19 protein-coding genes, 1 pseudogene and 2 riboswitches are annotated in these 19,707 nt (G+C 45.7%); of the genes and pseudogenes, 13 read left to right on the top strand and 7 right to left on the bottom strand.

Annotated features, from left to right (window positions below; all coding sequences use genetic code 11):
* Nucleotides 1–58: 58 nt before the first annotated feature.
* Nucleotides 59–1,642 (bottom strand): phosphoenolpyruvate carboxykinase (ATP), encoded by a 1,584-nt coding sequence (gene pckA / locus MST20_RS19735; protein WP_243944375.1) that lies wholly within the window; start codon nt 1,640–1,642, stop codon nt 59–61.
* Nucleotides 1,643–1,836: 194 nt separating this feature from the next.
* Nucleotides 1,837–1,974, top strand: a riboswitch (SAM riboswitch).
* A 331-nt stretch (nt 1,975–2,305) separates the two neighbouring features.
* Here pckA and metK point away from each other — a divergent pair.
* Nucleotides 2,306–3,508: a methionine adenosyltransferase gene (metK, locus tag MST20_RS19730; protein ID WP_145608101.1), complete on the top strand. Its 1,203-nt coding sequence runs from the start codon at nt 2,306–2,308 to the stop codon at nt 3,506–3,508.
* A 144-nt stretch (nt 3,509–3,652) separates the two neighbouring features.
* Nucleotides 3,653–5,551, top strand: a complete 1,899-nt coding sequence (gene asnB / locus MST20_RS19725) for an asparagine synthase (glutamine-hydrolyzing) (protein WP_243944374.1) — start codon at nt 3,653–3,655, stop codon at nt 5,549–5,551.
* A 41-nt stretch (nt 5,552–5,592) separates the two neighbouring features.
* On the opposite strand, the gene MST20_RS19720 is transcribed toward asnB, so the two are convergent.
* The 3 genes from MST20_RS19720 to MST20_RS19710 all read right to left on the bottom strand — a co-directional run bounded on the left by MST20_RS19720 (nt 5,593) and on the right by MST20_RS19710 (nt 8,005).
* Nucleotides 5,593–6,729: a glycosyltransferase family 4 protein gene (locus MST20_RS19720; protein ID WP_243944373.1), complete on the bottom strand. Its 1,137-nt coding sequence runs from the start codon at nt 6,727–6,729 to the stop codon at nt 5,593–5,595.
* 59 nt (nt 6,730–6,788) lie between these two features.
* Entirely contained in the window at nt 6,789–7,313 is a 525-nt protein-coding gene (locus tag MST20_RS19715; protein WP_243944371.1) for a phosphatase PAP2 family protein, read from the bottom strand.
* A gap of 173 nt (nt 7,314–7,486) precedes the next feature.
* The gene (locus MST20_RS19710; RefSeq protein ID WP_243944369.1) at nt 7,487–8,005 is read right to left on the bottom strand and encodes a gamma carbonic anhydrase; all 519 of its coding nucleotides are present in this window, start codon (nt 8,003–8,005) and stop codon (nt 7,487–7,489) included.
* A gap of 43 nt (nt 8,006–8,048) precedes the next feature.
* Between MST20_RS19710 and MST20_RS19705 the strand changes: the two genes are divergently transcribed.
* Nucleotides 8,049–8,828 (top strand): alpha/beta hydrolase, encoded by a 780-nt coding sequence (locus MST20_RS19705; protein ID WP_243944367.1) that lies wholly within the window; start codon nt 8,049–8,051, stop codon nt 8,826–8,828.
* 14 nt (nt 8,829–8,842) lie between these two features.
* Nucleotides 8,843–9,945 (top strand): annotated as a pseudogene (locus MST20_RS19700) (tetraprenyl-beta-curcumene synthase family protein).
* Here MST20_RS19700 and mnmM read toward each other — a convergent pair.
* Both mnmM and mnmL read right to left on the bottom strand, forming a co-directional pair.
* The gene (mnmM, locus tag MST20_RS19695; protein WP_165427849.1) at nt 9,935–10,519 is read right to left on the bottom strand and encodes a tRNA 5-(aminomethyl)-2-thiouridylate-methyltransferase MnmM; all 585 of its coding nucleotides are present in this window, start codon (nt 10,517–10,519) and stop codon (nt 9,935–9,937) included. The pseudogene MST20_RS19700 and the gene mnmM sit on opposite strands and share 11 nt — an antisense overlap.
* Nucleotides 10,516–11,484: a tRNA modification radical SAM protein MnmL/YtqA gene (gene mnmL, locus MST20_RS19690; RefSeq protein WP_243944365.1), complete on the bottom strand. Its 969-nt coding sequence runs from the start codon at nt 11,482–11,484 to the stop codon at nt 10,516–10,518. Before mnmL ends, mnmM begins: the two co-directional genes overlap by 4 nt.
* Before the next feature lie 153 nt (nt 11,485–11,637).
* On the opposite strand from mnmL, the gene MST20_RS19685 reads away from it, so the two are divergent.
* The 7 genes from MST20_RS19685 to MST20_RS19660 all read left to right on the top strand — a co-directional run bounded on the left by MST20_RS19685 (nt 11,638) and on the right by MST20_RS19660 (nt 16,488).
* Nucleotides 11,638–11,910 (top strand): YtzC family protein, encoded by a 273-nt coding sequence (locus MST20_RS19685; RefSeq protein WP_003184568.1) that lies wholly within the window; start codon nt 11,638–11,640, stop codon nt 11,908–11,910.
* A 125-nt stretch (nt 11,911–12,035) separates the two neighbouring features.
* Entirely contained in the window at nt 12,036–12,164 is a 129-nt protein-coding gene (locus tag MST20_RS21225; RefSeq protein ID WP_256164402.1) for a hypothetical protein, read from the top strand.
* A gap of 41 nt (nt 12,165–12,205) precedes the next feature.
* Entirely contained in the window at nt 12,206–12,598 is a 393-nt protein-coding gene (locus tag MST20_RS19680; protein WP_003184565.1) for a GntR family transcriptional regulator, read from the top strand.
* Complete coding sequence (locus MST20_RS19675) at nt 12,591–13,469, top strand: ATP-binding cassette domain-containing protein (RefSeq protein WP_243944363.1); 879 nt, start codon at nt 12,591–12,593, stop codon at nt 13,467–13,469. Before MST20_RS19680 ends, MST20_RS19675 begins: the two co-directional genes overlap by 8 nt.
* Entirely contained in the window at nt 13,463–14,443 is a 981-nt protein-coding gene (locus tag MST20_RS19670; protein WP_243944361.1) for an ABC transporter permease subunit, read from the top strand. Before MST20_RS19675 ends, MST20_RS19670 begins: the two co-directional genes overlap by 7 nt.
* A gap of 25 nt (nt 14,444–14,468) precedes the next feature.
* A complete protein-coding gene (locus tag MST20_RS19665) occupies nt 14,469–15,167 on the top strand; it encodes an ABC transporter ATP-binding protein (RefSeq protein ID WP_243944359.1) in 699 nt (232 codons plus the stop codon).
* On the top strand, nt 15,157–16,488 hold the full coding sequence (locus MST20_RS19660; RefSeq protein WP_243944357.1) for an ABC transporter permease: 1,332 nt from the start codon (nt 15,157–15,159) through the stop codon (nt 16,486–16,488). The genes MST20_RS19665 and MST20_RS19660 overlap by 11 nt, the downstream gene beginning before the upstream one ends.
* A 28-nt stretch (nt 16,489–16,516) precedes the next feature.
* On the opposite strand, the gene MST20_RS19655 is transcribed toward MST20_RS19660, so the two are convergent.
* Nucleotides 16,517–17,197, bottom strand: coding sequence for a sunset domain-containing protein (locus MST20_RS19655; protein ID WP_243944355.1), 681 nt, complete (start codon nt 17,195–17,197; stop codon nt 16,517–16,519).
* A gap of 130 nt (nt 17,198–17,327) precedes the next feature.
* Nucleotides 17,328–17,435, top strand: a riboswitch (SAM riboswitch).
* A 56-nt stretch (nt 17,436–17,491) separates the two neighbouring features.
* On the opposite strand from MST20_RS19655, the gene MST20_RS19650 reads away from it, so the two are divergent.
* Complete coding sequence (locus tag MST20_RS19650) at nt 17,492–18,316, top strand: MetQ/NlpA family ABC transporter substrate-binding protein (protein WP_243944353.1); 825 nt, start codon at nt 17,492–17,494, stop codon at nt 18,314–18,316.
* A 119-nt stretch (nt 18,317–18,435) separates the two neighbouring features.
* Nucleotides 18,436–19,617 carry an MDR family MFS transporter gene (locus MST20_RS19645; protein ID WP_243944351.1) on the top strand — a complete coding sequence of 394 codons (1,182 nt, stop codon included), beginning with the start codon at nt 18,436–18,438 and terminating at the stop codon, nt 19,615–19,617.
* Nucleotides 19,618–19,707: the final 90 nt, after the last annotated feature.

The following is a 19,707-nucleotide window of genomic DNA, read 5'->3' as shown; positions in this document are numbered from 1 at the left end:
CGGATTTTTAATAAACTGCAGCAGCGCAGAATACCTGCGCTGCTGCAAGCGGGCTGAGTTAAACGAGCGGTCCTCCGGCTTTTTCGATGCTTTCGGTATTAGAGAATTTTTTGAAATTCTTTTTGAATGCATTCGCCAAGTGGATCGCTTTTTCCTCGTATTCGTTTTCATCTGTCCAAGTTTTAGCCGGGTCAAGCACTTGATCAGGCACACCCGGAACATGGACCGGTGAATGAAGTCCGAAAATGCGGTCGGTCTTCATTTCGGCGTTATCCAGTTCTCCTTCTATCGCAGCCTGAACCATCGCTCTCGTATAAGCGAGGCTCATTCTTTCCCCTGTTCCGTATCCGCCGCCGGTCCAGCCTGTATTGACGAGAAAGACGCTGACGCCGTGCTCATCGATTTTTCTTCCGAGCATTTCAGCGTACACATGTGCCGGGAGCGGAAGGAACGGGGAACCGAAGCAGGTCGAGAAGGTGGCTTCAGGAGCGGTGATCCCGCGTTCGGTGCCGGCGAGCTTGCTTGTATATCCGCTCAGGAAATGATACATGGCTTGTTCTTTCGTTAACTTGCTGATCGGGGGAAGCACACCGAAAGCATCTGCCGTCAGAAATACAATGGTCTGCGGGTGTGCTGCGATGCTCGGCTTGACGATGTTGTCAATCGCGTCAATCGGGTAAGCCGCTCTCGTGTTTTCCGTATAGAATGCGTCGGAATAGTCCGGTTCTCCGGTTTTATCGTCAACCACAACATTTTCGAGAACGGAACCGAAGCGGATCGCATTGTAAATCTGCGGTTCTTTTTCTTTGCTTAAGTTAATGCACTTGGCGTAGCAGCCTCCTTCAATGTTGAAAACGCCTGTGCTGGACCAGCCGTGTTCGTCGTCACCGATCAGCTTCCGCTTCGGATCGGCGGAAAGCGTCGTTTTGCCTGTGCCTGACAATCCGAAGAAGAGAGCTGTTCCGCCTTCCTCGCCAATGTTTGCCGAACAGTGCATCGGTAAAATGTTTTGTTCAGGAAGAAGATAATTCATAATAGAAAAAATCGATTTTTTCATTTCTCCGGCATATTCGGTGCCCCCGATTAAAATCGTACGCTTCTCAAACGACACGATAATAAACGTTTCAGATCTGGTTCCGTCAATGAGCGGATCTGCTTTGAAATGCGGAGCGGAAAGAATCGTAAACGGCTGTTCTTCAGGTTTTTTATCATGTTCTTCAGGTCTGATGAACAACTGTCTTGCAAACAGGTTGTGCCAGGCGAACTCGTTAACAACTGTAATCGGAAGCCGGTATTTTTCGTCTGCTCCTGCAAACCCTTCAAATACATACAATTCATCGCGTTCCTTTAAATAGCTGAGCACTTTTGTGTACAGCCGGTCAAAGGCGGCTTCTGAAATCGGCTGGTTCACTGCGCCCCAATCGATTTTGTTCTTTGTGCTCGCTTCTTCCACAATGAACTTGTCTTTTGGCGAGCGGCCGGTGTATGTACCGGTTGTAGCCCGCACGGCTCCGGAAGATGTTAAGACTCCTTCTTTGCGTTCAAGGACTTTTTCAACTAAAAGGGGAACGGATAAGTTCAGCTGAACGTTTTCGCCCGTTAATAACGTTTGTAAGTCAGTTGTTAAATCTACAGAATTCATAAAAAACCTTCCTTTGCGTGTTATTTAATGTGTATAACATTAATGTAGAATTAGTATAACACATTTACTCTTATAGTCTATACCGTTTCTTCATTTTTCGTTCGGGTTTTTTCTCGAAAGACAAGTTTAAATTTATTTCGGCCGATATTGACATAACAAGCCATTTTAAGATAAGATATTTCATTGAGCGGATACTCTTATCCCGAGCTGGTGGAGGGACAGGCCCAATGAAACCCAGCAACCGGTTTCTCTTATTAATGGAAAAAAACAGTTTCTGAGACAACTACGGTGCTAACCTGATGCAAGGTGTTCAATACCTTGAGCGATAAGAGTGAAAGGCACGCAATACCAGACCCTTTCCTCAGCGAATAGGAAAAGGTTTTTTTATTGCATAAATCGAGATACAAAAATTGCTAAAAAAACTGCCTTCAGGAGGAAGGTACTGGGCGTTTTTCACAGGACGTGAAAGGTCTAGCCGGGCAGCCAGTCAGGAAAAATTCTGTTAAAGGGAATTATGACCTAGAATCTCGTCAAGAATAGCATATGGAAATTGTTTCAAAACGAGAGCGTATGAAGCCCGAGTATCGTCATATAATCAAGAGGGACGAGATCCGTATCATACTTAAGATCACGGCTGATCTTCATATACAGGAGGAAACATAAATGAGCAAAAACCGTCGGTTATTTACATCAGAGTCAGTTACGGAGGGACATCCGGACAAAATTTGCGACCAGATTTCGGATAGTATATTAGACGAAATTTTAAAGAAAGATCCGAATGCCCGCGTTGCCTGTGAAACATCTGTGACAACCGGATTGGTGCTGGTAAGCGGTGAAATCACGACGTCCACTTACGTCGATATTCCGAAAACAGTCCGCGAAACGATTAAAGAAATTGGCTACACACGTGCAAAATACGGTTTTGATGCCGAAACTTGCGCGGTCTTAACGTCTATAGATGAACAGTCTCCAGACATTGCAATGGGAGTCGATCAGGCGCTTGAAGCGCGTGAAGGAGCAATGAGCGACGCTGAAATTGAAGCGATCGGAGCCGGAGACCAAGGTTTAATGTTCGGTTTTGCCTGCAACGAAACAAAGGAGCTTATGCCTCTGCCGATTTCGCTTGCTCATAAATTGTCTCGCCGTTTGACAGAAGTCCGCAAAGAGGACATTCTGCCGTATCTGCGTCCGGACGGAAAGACACAGGTAACTGTTGAGTATGATGAGAACAACAAGCCGATTCGCATCGATACAATTGTCATTTCGACTCAGCATCACCCTGAGATTTCGCTTGAACAAATTCAGCGCAATCTGAAAGAGCACGTCATCAACCCGGTAGTGCCAAAAGAGCTGATCGATGAAAACACGAAGTACTTCATTAATCCTACGGGCCGTTTTGTTATCGGAGGACCGCAGGGAGATGCCGGTTTAACAGGACGCAAAATCATCGTTGACACCTATGGCGGATATGCCCGTCACGGCGGCGGAGCGTTTTCCGGTAAGGATGCGACAAAAGTTGACAGATCTGCAGCTTATGCCGCGAGATATGTGGCGAAAAATATCGTCGCCGCAGGCCTTGCTGATTCCTGTGAAGTGCAGCTTGCCTACGCGATCGGTGTCGCACAGCCGGTGTCCATTTCAATCGATACATTCGGTACAGGCAAAGCCAGTGAAGAAACATTGATCGAAGTGGTTCGCAAAAACTTTGATCTAAGACCTGCCGGCATTATTAAAATGCTCGATCTTCGCCGTCCGATTTACAAACAAACGGCAGCTTACGGACATTTCGGCCGCCTCGACCTCGATCTGCCTTGGGAGCGCACAGACAAAGCAGATCAGCTGAAGAAAGATGCATTAGGAGAATAACAACCGCATAGCCGCTTTCATAAGCGGCTTTGTTTTTCGATGGCAAAAAGCGGGCGGATGTGAAACGTTTTTCTTTAAACACTTGTCTAATCAAGAAGCAGACTTTGATTTCTGCACGAAATTTAAAAAATCGGAGGCAATACTATGTGTGGATTTGTAGGGGTATTCAATCATCGCCCATCATCCGAGACAGCAGCCCAGGAAGAACTGATTAAACAAATGAATGAAATGATTGTACACCGCGGTCCGGACGATGATGGGTACTATCATGATGAGCATGTAGGCTTCGGATTTAGAAGGCTCAGCATCATCGATGTGGAAAACGGAGGACAGCCTCTGTCTTATGAAGATGATTCCTATTGGATTATTTTTAATGGAGAAATCTATAACTATATAGAACTGAAAGACGAACTTATTTCAAAAGGATACGAGTTCAAAACCGATTCAGATACGGAAGTTTTGCTTGCGACTTACCGCCACTACAAACAGGAAGCCGCTTCCAAGCTGCGCGGAATGTTTGCTTTTTTAATCTGGGATAAAAAAGAACAGCTCCTATACGGAGCGCGCGATCCGTTCGGCATTAAGCCGCTCTATTTCACGAAAACGGACGGCCATGTTTATTTTGCGTCAGAAAGAAAGAGCCTGATGGCTGTTGATGCCGATTTGGAATTGAATGAAAAAGCGCTTCAGCAGTATACATCGTTCCAATTTGTACCGGAGCCTGAGACGCTTGACAAAAAGGTGCAAAAAGTAGAACCGGGCCATCAGTTTACTGTCCGCCCGGGCGAGGATATTCAATTTAAAACATACTGGAAAGTTCAATTCAAGCCTGTTCAGACCGAAGAAGACAAGCTTGTTCAGGAAGTAAGAGATGCGATCTTTGATTCCGTAAAAGTCCATATGCGAAGCGATGTGCCTGTAGGTTCCTTCCTTTCCGGAGGCATCGACTCTTCTTTTATCGTGTCGGTGGCGAAGCAATTCCATCCCAACTTAAAGACGTTCTCTGTCGGCTTTGAACATGAAGGCTTCAGCGAAGTTGACGTTGCGAAAGAAACCGCTGATAGGGTCGGCGTGGAAAACTTCAGCGCGATCATTTCCCCTGAGGAATATATGAACGAGCTTCCAAAGATCGTCTGGCATCTGGATGATCCGCTGGCAGACCCTGCTGCGATTCCTTTGTATTTTGTCGCGAAGGAAGCGAAGAAGCAAGTTACGGTTGTTTTGTCCGGAGAAGGAGCAGATGAGCTGTTCGGCGGTTACAATATTTACCGCGAACCGCTTTCATTAAAGCCGTTTGAGCGAATTCCGTCCCCGCTGAAAAAGATGCTTCTGCATGTAGCGTCAGCGATGCCGGAAGGAATGAAAGGGAAAAGCTTTTTAATGAGGGGCTGTACGCCTCTTGAAGAGAGATATATCGGTAACGCAAAGATTTTTGAAGAAGGCATGAAATCAAAACTGCTTCGCCAGTATGACAGCAACCTCTCTTACTGTGACGTGACAAAGCCGTATTTTGAAGAAAGCAAGTCCTACAGCGAAATCAACAAAATGCAGTATGTCGATATCCACACATGGATGCGCGGCGACATTTTGCTGAAGGCCGACAAAATGACGATGGCCAATTCACTGGAACTCCGCGTTCCGTTTTTGGACAAAGTCGTATTTGAAGCGGCTTCCAAAATTCCGGAAGAGCTGAAAACGAAAAACGGCACGACAAAATATCTGCTTAGAAAAGCGGCGGAAGGCATCGTTCCAGATCATGTCTTAAACCGCAAAAAGCTAGGCTTCCCTGTGCCGATCCGCCACTGGCTGAAAAACGAAATGCATGACTGGGCCGTGAACATCATTAAAGAGAGCGACACAGACGCGTATATCCATAAAGATTACGTGCTTCAGCTTCTTGAAGACCACTGCGCCAACAAAGCGGATAACAGCCGCAAAATCTGGACGGTTCTCATCTTTATGATCTGGCACAGCATATTCGTTGAAAAGCGCTTTGTACCGGAAGAACTGAACCATCAGCCAAAAGAAGTCATTATCGTTTAAGCCAAAAAAGAAGGTTTTCGTTAATCGAAAACCTTCTTTTTTTATGCCGGTTTTTCAGCTGATAAATCTGCAAGCACATGTTCACATTCGGAGAGGAGATTGTCAAAGATCACGTCCCACGACTGGGTAAGGGCATAGCTTCTCGCATCGTATGCCATCCGTTTTTTTAACGATTGGTTGGAGAGGACGCGCAATATATTTGCGGTGAACGCCTCCGGATTTCTAGGTTCGGAAAGAAAACCGTTTCTTCCGTTTTGTATAAAGTCTTTCAGGCCGCCGGAATCTGCCCCGATAACAGGCGTCCCGCAGGCAAGCGCTTCAAGCGCGGAATTTCCGAAGGTTTCCGTCGGAGAAGGAAAGACGAACAAATCTGAGCTCGCATAAATGCTTGCCAGCTCTTCTCCTTTGACATAGCCGGCAAAAGTCATATTGAGGGGGGCTCGCTTCTCAAGCTCTTTTTTTATCGGGCCGTCTCCCGCGATCAGCCAGTGGATGTCATCTTTCAAAGCGGGGTGACTTGCGATCTTGAGCAGCGTCTCCAAGTCTTTTTCAGGTGCAAGCCTTCCGACATAGCTGAGGATATAGGTTTCCTTTATGGCGTATCGCTTGCGGATGTGTTCGGTTTGATACGCCGGACTGAACAGCGAGCAGTCCACGCCGCGCTTCCAGATGGAGAGGTTCCTGAATTGTTTGGCTTTGAGCTGCATAAACGTTTCGCGCGAAGGGACGAAAACTTTTCGAAAATCTTTATGAAACCAGTGCATATATTTCCATAATAGTTTGGAAAACATTTGAAGATCATAATATGAAAGGTACTGGTCAAAATCGGTATGGTAAGAGCCTACGACGGGGATGTTCCATTTCTTCGCAAGCTTGAGCCCCGCCAGGCCGATATTAAAAGGAGTTGCGATGTGAATGAGATCGGGATTGAATTCGCGGAGTTCTGATTTCATTTTGATGAGATTAGGAAGAGCGATTCTGCACTCGGGGTATAAGAAGAACGGCATGCTCGTAAAACGGCTGATGCGGCTCGAAAATTGTGTTTCATGCGTGCTTTCCGGCGCAAATACTTTATAGGGCATCCCGTTTTTTTCAAGGTAATCCGTATACCTTTTCAGCGTTCTGGCGCAGCCGTTCACATCCGGTGTGAACGTATCCGTAAATATCGCAATTTTCATCGTTTCCCCTCCTGTTGGTAATGTGAAAATCAGTGACGTTTTTGGAAGAAACGGCCGGCTTAGAAGATCATCGCCGACAAAGTTCCGACTGAAATCCCAAGGGCCGTGCCTGCCAGAACATCCGAAGGATAATGAAGACCGAGATAGATTCTGGAGAGCCCCACACTGATGCCTATCGGAATTAATAAAAGCGCAAATATCGGAAAGAATATCATTAGCGGTGTAATGACAGAAAATGCTGCAGTCGTATGGCCGGATGGAAAAGAATGATCCTTGAGCGGATTTTGCAAAACCTGTGTTTCCTTTAGCGTTAAATACGGCCGCTTTCTCGGATACAGCTTTTTGATCAGCATGACTTGAAGGTGGCTGACCAAAAGGGCAAGGGCGCTGGCGATCCCCGCTGTACGAACACTTCCGGATCCGAACAGCAAGAGAGACAGGCAGGCGGAAATCGTGCAGAAAGCCCCTCCCAAATGTGTTGAGGAACGAAAGTAACGGTTGAGCGTTTTTTGGTGAAATAAGCTGTTCATACCGAGGAAAATCCGGCATTCAAAGTTGTAGATGCCGACCATCAGTTTATTCAAATGTCATAACCTCCTTTACATGAATGGCTGCTTCATGTTTATTGTAAAAAATGAATGTTTAGCAAATGATAAGTATTTGTAAAGATTTCGGAAAAGAAAAAGCCGCAGACGCGTGCGGCCGAAAAGGTTATTGCTTAAATTATCGGTGGAAAAATGGTAAAGTTGTAGCAAAGCTAATCTTTTTTTTGCAAGGATTTGTAGTATTGTCCTTTTTCAATATATTCTTTGCGAATTCTTTCCATTTCCTGTTTATCTTTGTCGGTTAACGGGCGGATGACTTTAGCGGGCCTGCCGAAGGCGAGGTGCCCGGCCGGGATCTTTTTGCCAGGCGGGACAAGACTGCCTGCCCCGATAAAAGCGCCTTCCCCGACTTCCGCTTCGTCAAGAATAACCGACCCCATTCCGATAAGGGCATGCTTTCGTATCACGGAGCTGTGCAGTGTAACCTGATGGCCTACCGTCACACCGTCTTCAATCACGAGAGGACGTTCAGGGCTTTGGTGCAGACAGGAAAGGTCTTGAATGTTCACGCCTTTTCCGATCCTGACCGGGGCGACATCGCCGCGGATAACAGAAGAGAACCAGATGCTTGATTGCTCTCCGATTGTTACATCTCCGGTGATGACCACGTTGTCGGCGATAAACGCCGTTTCATGAATAACGGGTTCCGTTTTTTTATAAGGGTAGATCATAGGTTTCATCCTTTCATTTATAAAATTGTGTGAGGTGGTCAGCATGTGGTGCATGGAAGCGGAAAGACCTGTTGCTTCAATCGTCATCATTCACGGTGCGTGTGAGCATCACGGGCGGTATAAATGGCTGTCCGAAATGTGGCGTTCATCCGGGTTTAATGTCGTGATAGGGGATTTGCCCGGACAGGGAACTTCGACAAGAGAAAGAGGACATATACGCTCGTTTCAAGAATATATTGATGAAGTGGACAAATGGGTCGCCAGGGCGAAAGCATTTGAACTGCCTGTGTTTATGCTCGGGCACAGCATGGGCGGCCTGATCGCGATCAAGTGGTTTAAGCAGCAGCAAAGCGGCATTGCCGGTCTCATTTTATCATCCCCTTGTCTCGGGCTGCAATTAAAGCCGAACAAATTTTTGGACTGGATTTCCAAAGGGCTCAACGTTTTGGCTCCGTCCATGCGGTTTGAATCCGGGATTACGCCTGATAAAGCGACGAGAAACAAAGAAGTCATCGAAATGGACATCAACGATTCATTATATATCACAAAAGTTTCTGTCAGATGGTATCAAGAAATGTTAAAAGCGTTGAAAAGCGCGATGGAGCCGACGGACGCTTTTCTCAACATCCCGCTCTTTGTCATGCAGGCGGGCACAGACTGGCTTGTCGACAAAAAAATGGTCGTCAAGTGGTTTAACGAGCTTGCTTCTCACAATAAGACGTACAGGGAGTGGGAGGGCTTATACCACGAAATTTTCAATGAGCCTGAGCGGGAAGACGTTTTTAAAGCGGCGAGAGCGTTTGCGGAACAGTATATGACATAATGGAGGTGCATTCTTTGGCAGTACCGGAGCATCCTTTTGGATTAATGGCTAAAGTATACAGAGAGGTTTTTCCTCTTGTTCATCAGGAATTGGACAAGTGGAAACGAAAAGCTGAAACGATTCAAAATCCCGAGCTGAAAACGCAGGCGAAAGCCAGCATCAGGGATAAAACCTTTCACTGTGAAGGCGGCGGCATTATGGCCCTCCTTTCAGGCGACAAAATCGAGCAGTCGATCCGGTTTATTACAGCGTATCAGACGATAAGCGACTATCTCGACAATCTATGCGACCGGAGCACCTCGCTTGATCCGGATGATTTCACCATGCTTCATCAGTCGATGAAAGACGCGCTGACCGTCGGGGCTGAATTGAAGAACTATTACCGGTTCAGGGAAGACCAGGATGATCAGGGCTATTTGCACGACTTAGTGAAAACGTGCCAAAGCGTGCTTGCGGAAATTGAGAACTATGATCTGATCAAGCAGCACCTGCTTGAGCTTTGCAGCTACTACTGCGATCTGCAAGTTCATAAACACGTTGTGGAGCATGAGCGTGTTCCCCGGCTCGAAGCGTGGTTTGAGAAATATAAATCGGCCTTGCCGAAAATGGAATGGTACGAGTTCTCAGCCTGTGCGGGTTCAACGCTCGGCATCTTCTGTCTCGTCTCGTATTCCGTCCGTTCCGATTTTACTGAATCGATGGCCGGAAAGATCCGCGACAGCTATTTTCCGTACATACAGGGACTGCATATCCTTCTCGATTATTTAATTGACCAGGAGGAAGACTTAATCGGCGGAGATTTGAATTTCTGCACGTATTACCCATCGCATTCAGATATGATGGATAGGCTCGAATATTTCATCGAAATGGCGGATGAACATTTGTGCGGGATTCCGCACGAAAACTTTCACCGTTTGATCAACAGAGGTCTTCTGGGTGTTTATTTATCAGACGATAAGGTCGCGGGTCAAAAGGAAATCGGCCGGCTGGCGAAGCGCCTCATTAAAGCAAGCGGAAAAACTTCCTACTTCTTCTATATCAACGGAAGGGCCTACCGCAAAATTCAAAAAATGCCGTGGATGAAAAGTTCATAAAGAAAGCTCAAATCATTTGCTGATTTGAGCTTTTTTTTCAATGGCGATAATAAACGGGGGATCATTCCGCTGGTTTAAATATTGATAGCAGAGGACGCGCGCTTTATCCTGGTCAAGATTCGAGCAAAATTCGAGAAGGTCTTCCTTCTCTCTTTTTCCTTCCGGATGGCCGTGATAGACGACAAGCACGATCAGCCCTTCGTCTTTCAGGATGTGCAGCAGCTGCTCGATGCTCGAAATGGTTGACTCGCTTCTTGTTGTCACCGCTTTGTCTCCGCCCGGCAGATATCCGAGATTGAAGACGGCTGCCGATACACGGCCGATCGCTTCAGACGGAAGCGATTCAATCAGCTGATCGTGGCTTTTTTGAATCAGGGTGACGTTGCCGCGGTGCTTTTCTCCAAGCCTTTCCGCAGTATGGGTCAGCGCTTCTTCCTGGATATCAAAGGCATAGACATGTCCGCTTTCACCGACAAGTTCTGCTAAAAAGTGAGTATCATGTCCGTTTCCCATTGTCGCATCAATGACGATGTCTCCTTCGCCTGCGGCTGATTTCAGCAGTTCTTTCGCATACGGGAGGATCTTCTTGAGCTTCATGTGGCCATGCCTTCTTTCTCTTTGTTGAACCATTTCCCCTGATAGCTGCCGCGCCTTTCCAGTTCTCCGTTGATGGCGTTTAAGACTTCCCATTTATTGACGCTCCACATTGGTCCGACCATCAATTCGATCGGTCCGTCACCCGTAATCCGGTGAATGATCATTTCCGGCGGAAGAATTTCAAGCTGATCGCAAACAAGCTGGACATAATCATCTTGAGAAAGGAATGTTAATTTGCCTTTTTCATACTGCTTCACCATTGGCGTTCCCTTTAACAGGTGGAGCAGATGGATTTTAATCCCCTGCACACCCAAGTCAGCGACCGCTTTTGCGGTTTCCATCATCATGCCGCGGTCTTCGAGAGGCAGCCCGTTAATGATGTGGGAGCAGACGCGGATACCGTGTTTCCTCAGCTTGTTCACGCTTTCCACATAGCAGTCGAAATCATGGGCGCGGTTGATCAAATCAGCCGTCCGTTCATGAACGGTCTGAAGGCCGAGTTCCACCCAGAGGTATGTGCGTTCATTAAGCTCGGCAAGATATTCGACAACATCGTCGGGAAGACAGTCCGGCCGGGTTGCGATAGAAAGGCCGACTACGCCGTCGAGGCCGAGGACCGTTTCGTATTTTTCGCGAAGAACGCTGACGGGAGCATGCGTGTTCGTAAATGCCTGAAAGTACGCCATGTATTTGCCGTCTTTCCATTTTTCATGCATTCTGTCGCGCACTTCATTAAATTGGGTCAGCAGATCGTCGGCTCGGTTTCCCGCAAAGTCTCCGCTTCCTGCGGCGCTGCAAAATGTGCATCCACCGTGTGCGACCGTGCCGTCGCGGTTCGGGCAGTCAAAGCCTCCGTCAAGGGCGACTTTAAACACTTTATGACCGAAATGGTTTCTTAAATGATAATTCCATGTATGATATCGTTTTTCACTGTTCGTATATGGAAAAGGGTTGTTCTGATGCAAACAAAAGGACCTCCTTTTAGTATCACGGCATCCTAAAATTGTAGCAAATAAACACGATAAGAACAAACCGATTCCCAATTATTTTCTTCAATGATCACGGCTGTGATGGTCAAACTAATCACGATGGATTTTTCCATTAAGGAGGGGTTTTCTTTGGCTACAAGACAATCCGTCGGAGAGCACATCCAAAGAAGCGAAGATGCTTATGATTATGCTTTATCTCAATTTGAAACTGCAAGCAGGCAGGAACATTACAATGAGACAGAGTACAGCGATGCGCAGCTGATGCTTGAAAACGCGGTTAACGAATTAAACAAGCTTTCGCTGTTTGCCAATGAGCAGCAAAGGGAGGAAATTCACCGCAAAAGGCTTCAGCTGCAAACCCTTCAAAACAATATGATTCTGCAGAGATCGTATGAAAGATGAACCCTTTTTGAAAGGGTTCATTTTTTTGAAAAAAGTGATTGACAAAAAAGGACGATGTATTTAATGTATTAGGTGTACTATATCGAGTAATACAATTAACACACACATGTAAAGGAGCAATACTCATGAGTGATAAACATAAAAAAGTAACGCCGATGGTGGTCGTGGCGTTTATCATTGCCTGTTCGTTCTTGTTTGTACTTGCGAAGCTGGGCTTTATAATTCAAGAAAATTTGGGATACGTATTTTTTTAAAAGTGAATGATCTGAGATTGAACGAGAAAGAAGGGAGATAGATGATTCAAATCGATCCGAGAAGCTCTACCCCGATCTATGAGCAGATCATCCAGCAGATGAAAGAGCTTTGCTTAAAAGGGATAATCAAGCCTGGAGATAAACTTCCTTCTGTCAGAGAGCTTGCAACCATTATCATTGCAAACCCGAATACTGTCAGCAAAGCCTATAAAGAACTTGAACGGGAAGGAATAATTGAAACGTTGAGGGGGAGAGGAACGTATATTTCAGAAAACGCGAAAGTTACGCTTGATGAAGGGAAGATTGCGATGATTAAAGAGCAGTTAAAGCAGCTGATCATCGATGCGCATTACGCTGGGATCGACACGAAAAAGCTGCAGGAGTGGATGGCGGAAATCGACGAAGAAGTGAGAGGAGGGGAAGTGAATGATTGAGCTCAAATCTGTATCAAAAACGATTGACGGAAAACAAATACTCAAAAACATCTCCTTTAAGCTGGAGGAAGGAGAGATTTTCGGACTGCTCGGCAGAAACGGCTCAGGGAAAACAACGCTTCTCCGCCTGATTCAGCAAATCCTGCTGCCTGATGAGGGAGACATCTACTTCGGCAGCGTCAAGGTGAAGGACCATCCGCTCGTCAAGCGCAATATCGTCTATATGCCCGTTCAAAACACCTATTTCGAAAAATACAATTACAAACAGCTCGTCAATATTTTGCGTAACATTTATCCTGACTTTGATGTTACATACGCGAATGAATTAATGAACCGTTACGATATACCCGAAACAAAAAAGTACAGGGAATTGTCTACAGGATTGAAAAAGCAAATGTCGCTGATCTTGTCATTTGCAATCCGGCCGGCGGTCATCCTGCTCGATGAACCGACAGACGGCATTGATGCCGTCACAAGACAAGACGTTCTCCAGCTGATGGTCGATGAAGTGGCTGAAAACAACACGACGATTCTCATCACATCCCACAGGCTTGAGGATATTGAAAGAATGTGCAACCGAATCGGTTTTCTCGAAGACAATACATTGTCGAACATTATGGATCTTGATGAACTGAAAGGCGATTTTATTAAAATCCAAATGGCATTTGAAGAAGATGTCAATTTAAAAATCAGGGAAAGGGAAATCCCTGTTTTGGATCACACCGGCGTCTTTTATACGGTGTTGATTCCGAAAAGAGACGATGTGAGCAAACAATTTCTTAAAAGTTTGTCTCCGAAAGTTTGGAACGAGCTTCCGGTCAGTCTAGAGGAAGTATTCATCGCGAAGTATGGAGGTAAGCGAAGATGGTAGACCGCGGACTTTTATATAAAGAGTGGAAACAGCATTTCTGGATTTTTTTAGTTGTATTTGCAGCGGTGATGCTGAGTGAACCGCTTTCGATTTTAAATGATTATTTTCAGTACCAAGGATGTCTTGCGGAACAGAAAAAATTTCCCGATATAGAGTGCGTTTTATATAAAGATTATGAAATAAGCGGGGTCATGAGAATGTTCTGGATTGGCGGAGTCGCGCTTGCGCTAAGCCAGATCGGGTTTGAACGGAGCAGAGGAACGCTTGATTTCACACTCGGGCTCCCTTATAGGCGAGGCATCATTTTCAATACGAAATATTTCTTTGGTATTACAATTCTTTTAGCAGCCCAGCTATTATCTTACTTGTTATCTTATGCCTTAGTTGTTTTGTATAAGGTTGACGTCGTCAACTTTCACGAGTATTTTATCGGATCGGTCATATTCTGCTTTATGGTCTACTCGCTTGTCATGGCGGCGGGCGCGATGACCGGCAATCCGCTGGCTCAGATGATCGTTGCTTTTTCAGCGTCGATTCTGCCGTATTTGCTGATCGGCCTTCCGGTGGCAAACTTGCAGATTATCATGAGTTTCTTTGGGGTTAATTCTGCTTTATTTTCTCAGGATTCATATTTTTTAAATTATATAACGCCGATTGTGTACCTCGACGGTTTCGGCGTCCATAACGGCGGCTTGGCCTTTACGCTGTTGATTCCGCTGGTCATGGGGATCTTGTTTTATATAATCGGGTATTTTTGCTTTATCAAACAGCAGCTTGAACGGAACGGACATTTTTTTCTCTGGAGAAAAATGGATCGTCCGATTCAGATTCTCGTGATTTTATTTGGCATCTGGGGATTCGGCGCAGCCACTTCTTCTAGCCTGTTCAGCTATATCTTCGGTATGTTGATCGGTTCGGCAGTCGGGTTTTTAATCAGTTACTTCTTGATTTTTAAAAAAATAAAACAGCTGTAACCCATTATGGAGAGGAGATTTACAAATGATCAGTGTAGAGCATATTCACCACTCGTTTAAAGTCGGTAAAAAGGGGAGGGAAAATGAAATTAAAGTGTTAAAGGATGTCTCGCTTACCGTCGAAAAAGGCGAAATCGCCTGCATTGTCGGACGGAGCGGTTCCGGAAAATCGACGCTGTTGAACTTGATTTCCGGATATATCGCCCCGACAGAAGGTAAGATCGTCATTGACGGCACGGATGTCACGAATTACGGCGAAAAAGAATGGGCGGCATTCAGGCTTGAACATTTCGGCTTCATCTTTCAAAGTTTTCAGCTGATTCCGAGCTTGACGACTTTCGAAAACATCGAACTGCCTCTGACTTTAAAAGGTGTTCAGCCGTCGGAGCGGAAGCAGCGCGTCAATGAGATGCTTCACCGCGTAGGCCTTGAAAACCACGCCGGCCACTATCCGAATGAGCTTTCAGGCGGACAGCAGCAGCGCGTCAGCATCGCCCGCGCTTTGATTTTGAATCCATCAATCATTTTAGCCGATGAACCAACCGGAAGCCTCGATTCCGAAACAGAGCAGGAAATCCTCGAATTCATTCGGCAGCTGAACAGGGAGCGCGGGATTACATTTGTCATCATCACGCACGATGACGAAGTGGCATCGATCGCCAATACGAAATTTCAGTTATCTGACGGCGTGTTAGAGAAAGGGGAAGAGACTGTTGAAGTTTAAGGATCAGTTGAAGTTTATTAGAAGAAATATGAAGAAAAACCGCCTGCGTGTATTCATGACCATTCTCGCAACAACGGTGGCCTGCGCATTCTTAATCGTGCTCGCATCGGTCGGATTCGGCCTGCAAAAATCGCTGACTGAACAGCTGATGAAAGAGCAAATCGTGACTGAGATAAATGTTGTCGGAAAAGAAGGGCAAAGCGATCAGAAAGTTCAAAAGAAAGACTTGAAAGAGTTTGAAAATCGCAAAGATGTGTCCGCGATTATCGAGCGCACGCAGGTGTTCGCACCTGCTGAAGCAAAGTTGGGCAACAGGACAAACAATCAAATGTCGAATATCACGATTACTGACATGGCCGCTGAACAAAAAGCCAATATCAAACTCGATCGCGGCCGCGTAGCGAAAACACCGAATGAAATCGTCGTCGGCTACCATTTCGGGAAGAATCTCTGGACGAAAAAAGAAGCCCAAGATTATGAAAAACAGATGGAAAATAATGCTGAGGAAGTAAAAGAACCAAAAGGATACGCAGAAGATATTCTCGGCAAAACAATTGAATTAAAGATCTCAAAAATGGATGAAAAAACAGGAGAAGAAGGGAAAGCGAAAACATATGATCTGAAAGTTGTCGGAGTGACGAAAAAGCCTTCTTATGAATGGGCAAGCGATTCGACAGTCTATGTCAGCAACGACATGCAAAAAGACATCACCGGTTTTCTGAAGGCGGACAAAGACAACGGCACGATCGAAAAAAAGCTTTCGGTTTACGCGGATAATTTTGAACATGTCGGACAGCTGACAACAGATTTGGAGGATGAAGGCTACTACGTCGATTCAATAACGAAAAAACTCGAAAGCATCAATCTTTTTTTCATGGCTTTTAAAATCGGGCTGATCTTTGTCGGAGTCATTGCCGTCTTGATTTCAGCGATCGGCATTTTCAACACGATGACAATGGCGGTTACAGAGCGGACACAGGAAATTGGCATTATGAAAGCAATCGGGGCAAGCCCGAACGTGATCCGGAAAATGTTCCTGCTGGAAAGTGCTTATATCGGCATTTTAGGATCTGTTTTAGGTATTATCATTTCATACGGTGTCAGCTTTTTAGTGAACAAGATTATACCGGTGATTTTATCATCGGTTTCAGAAGGAGAAGCGAGTGCTGCAGACCTCAGCATTACGTTCTCGTACATTCCGGTCAGTCTTGTCCTCATCGCGACCTTGATCAGTGCAGGTGTCGCCATTCTTTCCGGCCTGAATCCGGCCATTAAAGCGACAAGAACGAACGTGCTGACAGCATTAAGAAGAGAGCTGTAAAGAAAAAAGCCGGCATACAGCCGGCTTTTTAACGTTTCGGAGGTCTGTATCCCGCATCACGTGCCTCCTGTTCTGTGCAGAACCAACGGGCGACGTTTTTCGTGCGGTCATAATATGTACTTCCCGGTGTATGATAAATATGGTTGACGCTTCCTTTAATTTTGCACTCCTGTGTGCTTTCACCGCTGCTTTTCTTAGCGGCGGGCGCGCTGTGTGACGTTCCGGCCTGAGCGGCGGTGTTCTTTTCTTTTACAGTGGCTTCGGCACTGCCGCTTTTTTCTTCAGCCTTGGCCAGTTTTTCTGACAGCGATTTTGTTTTTTTCGTAAGCGAGTCTTTTTCTTTTGTCAGTTTTTCGTTTTCTTTTTTTAATGTGTCATTCTCCGTTTTGACTGCTTTCAGTTTTTCATTTGCTTGATTGAGCTGCTGCTTTAATGCGGTTTGCTCCTTTTGTACAGCGCTGTGTTCAGTTTTCAGTTCCTGAAGCTCGGTTGTCAGGTCCTCTGTTTTTGTCTCATCGACGGCATATGTTTCCTCATCGTAATAAGGAAGAGAGATGATCAGGAGGAGAAGTCCGCCTGCAAAACAAGGATAAAAGAGTTTTCTGGAAAATTTTTTGCCTGGAGAAAAGATTCTTCTGATAAAATGAAAGGCAAGATAGCAGATGGAAAAAAGGAAGGATAAAAACCCGATCAGCATGATAGATTCCATAATTCGTCTCCTTTCGTGTTTGATAACTATATTTTAGCTTAAAAAGAAAAAAATGTTTATACTAAAAAACTTCTTGCAAATCTAAATATTCAAACGTAAAATAGAGAAATCATTTAAAAACCGAATATGCAGCTTATAAAGAGAGATGGAGGGACTGGCCCGGCGAAATCTCAGCAACCTGCAGCAGAGCAAGGTGCTAAATCCAGCAGAATGTCAGGCGCATTCTGAAAGATAAGTTGAACAACTCTTTCAGGCGGCTGAAAGAGTTTTTTTATTTTGGAGGAGGAGATATACATGAACAAGTTATTAAAATGGACTTTTGCGCTGGGACTGGCCTTGAGCCTGGCGCTTCTGGCCGCGTGCGGAAACAATGCCGAAAGCGACGGTAAAACGATCAAAATAGGCGCTACTGCAGGACCGTATTACGATATGGTCAAAAAAGCGATTCAGCCTGAACTTGAGAAAAAAGGCTACAAAGTTGAAGTTGTCGAATTCACCGATTATGTACAGCCGAACACGGCATTAAGCGAAGGCGAACTCGACGCCAATTTGTTTCAGCATGAGGTTTTTATGAAATCATACAATCAAGAAAACAATAAACATCTTGCGGCGCTCATTTCTGTGCCGACCGCTCCGATGGGTCTCTATTCTGCCAAATATAACGACTTGAACGATGTCAAAAACGGGGCGGAAGTGGCTGTTCCAAACGATCCAGCCAATGCCGCCAGGGCATTTTTAACGCTTCAGGATCAGGGGCTGATTCGGCTGAAAAGCGATGTCGACACATTGAAAGCCTCTGTGCAGGATATTGAGGAAAATCCGAAAAAGCTGACATTTAAACAGCTTGAATCCGCCAATCTTCCAAGAGCTGTCGATGACCTGGATATCGCGGCTGTCCCGGGCAATTTCGCTCTCTCTGCCAATATGAAGCTGCAGGACGCGCTGGCGCTTGAGAACATGCCTGACCGCTACCGCAATCAAGTGGTAGTGGATGAAAAAAACAAGAACAAGCCATTCGCCAAAGATCTCAAAGAAGCGGTCAAATCCAAAGCTTTCGAAGATGCGATTGATCGGGAGTTCGCCGGTTTCGGAAAGCCGAAATGGATGACGCAATCATAAAAAATTCCCCCTTTAAAAAGGGGGTTTTTTATGTTGAAAATCGAAATCGTGTCAATTGAAAAAAATGGGCAAAACGAATAGAATCTAGAGGGAATGCTAAAGAGAAAGAAGGAAACGCTATGCCGCGCACATTATGGCTTTTGGTCATCGGAATGTTTATCAATGTCACAGGGGCATCTTTTTTATGGCCGTTGAATACCATTTATATCCATCAGCATTTGGGAAAGTCGCTGACAGCGGCCGGATTTGTGCTGATGCTGAACTCAGGGGCAAATGTGCTGGGCAACCTGTTCGGGGGATATCTATTCGATAAAATCGGCGGATTTAAAACGGTCGTTCTTGGAATTGTGATTACATTTGCGAGCCTTTCAGGCCTCGTCTTTTTTCACGATTGGTTCCAATACATTCTTTTCTTAACATTGGCCGGTTTTGGATCAGGGATCGTGTTTCCGGCATGCTATGCAATGGCCGGCTCGGTTTGGCCGGAAGGCGGCAGAAAGCCGTTCAATGCTGTATACGTGGCGCAAAATGCAGGGGTGGCAGTCGGTTCAGCGCTCGGCGGAATTGTCGCGTCTTTTTCATTTACGTATGTTTTTCTGGCGAATGCGATGCTGTATGCCGTCTTTTTCATGATTGCGATTTTCGGATTTAGGCGCATCCGCTCTGAAAAAGCCATGCAGTCTTCTGTTTTGGATCATGCCGATTCAGTCAGCGGGAAATCGAGATTTTCCGCGCTTTTGGTTATATGTACGGGCTATCTGCTCGGCTGGGTCGCTTATTCGCAATGGTCCTCGACCATCGCTTCACACACCCAGGAGCTGGGGATATCTCTTGGGCAGTACAGCGTGCTTTGGACAGTGAACGGTGCGCTCATTGTTTTCGGCCAGCCGCTGATCGGTTTTTTTGTGAAACGGTTTGCCGAATCGCTGAAAAACCAAATCGTGATCGGATTTGTCATTTTTATGATGGCATACGGAATTTTGTTTGGCGCTGAACGGTTTCCGGCGTTTCTTGCCGCGATGGTTGTGCTGACCATTGGCGAAATGCTTGTATGGCCGGCAGTGCCGACAATCGCAAACCGTCTCGCTCCGAGGGGGAAAGAAGGGTTTTATCAAGGGTTTGTCAACAGTATGGCGACTGGCGGAAGAATGATCGGGCCGCTTTTTGGCGGAATGCTGGTTGATTATTTTAATATGCAGCTTTTGCTCGCGGTTCTGCTCGTATTGCTGCTGATCGCAATAGGAACGGCGTTTTTATACGACAGGAAGGAAAAGCAGCTCTCCGCTCAATCAGATGCATGAGTGATATAGAAAAAATAGGTAATTGTAATTATGCGAAAATGAATCGAAGGAATCAAGATTATCAACCAAATCTTCACATATAATGGAAGA

The sequence above is a fragment of the Bacillus sp. B19-2 genome (assembly GCF_022832475.1).
Classification (GTDB): domain Bacteria; phylum Bacillota; class Bacilli; order Bacillales; family Bacillaceae; genus Bacillus; species Bacillus paralicheniformis.
The sequence above is the reverse complement of the archived record's forward strand: the minus strand, read 5'-3'. Positions and strand labels throughout refer to the sequence as shown.

Coding starts and splice junctions, on each gene's coding strand:
- MST20_RS19670 (WP_243944361.1), top strand. CDS start 13,463: ATGGTAGACCGCGGACTTTTATATAAAGAGTGGAAACAGCATTTCTGG.
- metK (WP_145608101.1), top strand. CDS start 2,306: ATGAGCAAAAACCGTCGGTTATTTACATCAGAGTCAGTTACGGAGGGA.
- MST20_RS19680 (WP_003184565.1), top strand. CDS start 12,206: ATGATTCAAATCGATCCGAGAAGCTCTACCCCGATCTATGAGCAGATC.
- MST20_RS19720 (WP_243944373.1), bottom strand. CDS start 6,729: ATGAAAATTGCGATATTTACGGATACGTTCACACCGGATGTGAACGGC.
- MST20_RS19710 (WP_243944369.1), bottom strand. CDS start 8,005: ATGATCTACCCTTATAAAAAAACGGAACCCGTTATTCATGAAACGGCG.
- MST20_RS19705 (WP_243944367.1), top strand. CDS start 8,049: ATGTGGTGCATGGAAGCGGAAAGACCTGTTGCTTCAATCGTCATCATT.
- MST20_RS21225 (WP_256164402.1), top strand. CDS start 12,036: ATGAGTGATAAACATAAAAAAGTAACGCCGATGGTGGTCGTGGCGTTT.
- MST20_RS19650 (WP_243944353.1), top strand. CDS start 17,492: ATGAACAAGTTATTAAAATGGACTTTTGCGCTGGGACTGGCCTTGAGC.
- MST20_RS19665 (WP_243944359.1), top strand. CDS start 14,469: ATGATCAGTGTAGAGCATATTCACCACTCGTTTAAAGTCGGTAAAAAG.
- asnB (WP_243944374.1), top strand. CDS start 3,653: ATGTGTGGATTTGTAGGGGTATTCAATCATCGCCCATCATCCGAGACA.
- mnmM (WP_165427849.1), bottom strand. CDS start 10,519: ATGAAGCTCAAGAAGATCCTCCCGTATGCGAAAGAACTGCTGAAATCA.
- MST20_RS19655 (WP_243944355.1), bottom strand. CDS start 17,197: ATGGAATCTATCATGCTGATCGGGTTTTTATCCTTCCTTTTTTCCATC.
- MST20_RS19645 (WP_243944351.1), top strand. CDS start 18,436: ATGCCGCGCACATTATGGCTTTTGGTCATCGGAATGTTTATCAATGTC.
- pckA (WP_243944375.1), bottom strand. CDS start 1,642: ATGAATTCTGTAGATTTAACAACTGACTTACAAACGTTATTAACGGGC.
- MST20_RS19675 (WP_243944363.1), top strand. CDS start 12,591: ATGATTGAGCTCAAATCTGTATCAAAAACGATTGACGGAAAACAAATA.